Source organism: Actinacidiphila sp. bgisy144, assembly GCF_057708105.1.
The window spans coordinates 1-2,253 of the sequence record NZ_JBYIRM010000089.1 but is presented as its reverse complement, the minus strand read 5'-3'; the positions used below and the strand labels follow the sequence as shown (position 1 = coordinate 2,253).

At 71.3% G+C, this 2,253-nt stretch carries 1 protein-coding gene and 1 pseudogene; both read left to right on the top strand.

The genetic code is table 11. The features are described from left to right. Positions 1-174: pseudogene (locus tag AC3EVP_RS36795) on the top strand (hypothetical protein); the annotation flags it as partial. Positions 175-222: 48 nt separating this feature from the next. Continuing rightward, a partial coding sequence (locus AC3EVP_RS36790; protein WP_435138118.1) for a type I polyketide synthase occupies positions 223-2,253 on the top strand: 2,031 nt, incomplete at its 3' end.

Genomic DNA, 2,253 nt, shown 5'->3' with positions numbered 1-2,253 from the left:
TTGCCGGGGACGGCTTTCGTGGACCTGGCGATGCATGCGGCTGATCTGGCCGGGTGTGGTGTCCTGGAGGAACTGACCCTCCAGGAGCCACTGGTCCTGCCGGAGCACGGTGGAGTGCAGCTCCAGGTCCACGTCGGCGACAGTGACGGCGGCAGTGGCCGGCGAACGGTCACGGTCTCCTCTCGCGAGGGGGAGGGCGAGTGGGTGCGGCATGCCGTTGGTGTGCTGACGCCGGCCGGCAGTGAGCCGGTCCCCGCCCCGCTGGGTGTCTGGCCTCCGGCGGGTGCGGTGGCGGTTCCGGTCGACGATGCCTACGACAGGTTGGCTCGGCAGGGTTACGGTTACGGTCCGGCGTTCCAGGGGCTGCGGCAGGTGTGGCGTGCCGGGGACACGGTCTATGCCGAGGTGGAGCTGCCCCAGAGCGCGGATGCGGATGTTGCGGGGTTTGGTCTGCATCCCGCTCTGCTTGATGCCGCTCTGCACGGTCTTCTGGCTGCTGGTGGTAGCAACGGCAATGGTGGGGGGACGGGGTTGCCGTTCGTGTGGTCGGGGGTGCGGCTGCTGGCGGGCGGTGCGCGTCAGTTGCGGGTGGTGCTGGCGCCCGGGTCGGGCAGGGTCTCGGTCACGGCTTTCGATGCTGTCGGTGAACCCGTCTTGCAAGCACGGTCGCTGGCGTTGCGTGAGGTTCCGGCTGGTCTGCTCACCGGGGCTGGCCGGCAGGTGCGGCAGTCGCTGTTCACCGTCGACTGGGTCCCGCTGTCGGTGCAGGCTTCGTCGGCTGCGGTGCAGTGGGCGCGGCACGGTGGGTCCGAGGTGGCTCCGGTGGTGGTGGCGGTGGTGCCGGCTGCCCCGTCGGGGATGTCGGCGCCGCAGGCGGCCCACCAGGCTGCTGCGTCGGTGTTGGGTTGGGTGCAGGAGTGGCTGGCCGATCCCGAGACGGACAATGCGCGGTTGGTGCTTTGGACCCAGGGCGCGGCTACCGGGCAGGACCTGGCGGGCGCGGCGGTGGCGGGTTTGGTGCGTTCGGCGCAGTCGGAGCATCCGGGGCGTGTGCTGCTGGTCGACGTCGACCCGGCCACCGACCTGGACCCGACCCAAGACGCTGACGTGGACACCGTCCTGGCCCTGGCCTTGGATGCCGATGAACCCGAGGTCCGCATCAGTTCTGGGGACGGTGAGGTAACGGTGCTCGGGCGTCGGCTGACCCGGGCCGGGACGAAGGAGCCCGGAGCCGTGCCCGCCGAGTGGGACCCGCAGGGCACCGTCCTGGTCACGGGTGGGACGGGGACGTTGGGTGGGGAGTTGGCCCGGCACCTGGTCACCGTGCGTGGTATGCGGCGTCTGGTGTTGTTGTCGCGGCGGGGTCCGGCGGCGCCGGGGGTGGCTGGTCTGGTTGCGGAGTTGGCTGAGCTGGGTGCGGAGGTGCGGGTGGTGGCCGGCGATGCCGCCTACCGTGACGCCCTCGCCTCGGTGCTGGCCAAGGTTGCGGTGGAGCGTCCGTTGACGGCGGTGGTGCATGCCGCCGGGGTGATCGATGACGCCACGGTGGAGTCGTTGACGCCGCAGCGGATGCTGCCGGTGCTGTCGGCGAAGGTTGACGCGGCGTGGAACCTGCACGAGCTGACCGATGACGCGGGCTTGGCCGGGTTCGTGCTGTACTCCTCGGCTGCGGCGGTCATGGGCAGCGCGGGACAAGGCAGTTACGCGGCCGCCAACGCGTTCCTGGACGCGTTGGCCGTCTATCGCCGGGATCGGCAGCTTGCCGGTCAGTCGCTGGCATGGGGGCTGTGGGAACAGACCTCGGAGATGACCGAGCAGCTGGAGGGCGCGGGTCGGTCTCGTCTGCGCCGTGGTGGTGTTCAGCCTATGTCGACCGTCCAGGGTCTGGCCCTGTTCGACGCCGCCGTTGCGTGGGGTGCCCCGTTGGCGGTCCCGACCCGCCTCGACCTGACGGCACTGTCGCGCCCGGGACGACCGCTGCCCCCGCTGCTGCGCGGCTTGGTCGCCGGTACGCCCGCCCGACCGACCGCGGCCGCGGACGCGGGCGGCTTCGTGGCCCGGTTGGCCGCGTTTGCCCCCGCAGAGCGTGAACGGGAAGTCCTGGAGATCGTCCGGGCCGCTGTCGCCGCCGTTCTGGGTCATGCCAGCTCGGCTGAGATCGACTCCGAGCGGGCGTTCCGTGAGATGGGCATCGACTCGCTGACCGCGCTGGAGCTCCGCAACCGGCTCGCGGCCGAGACCGGCCTGAGCCTG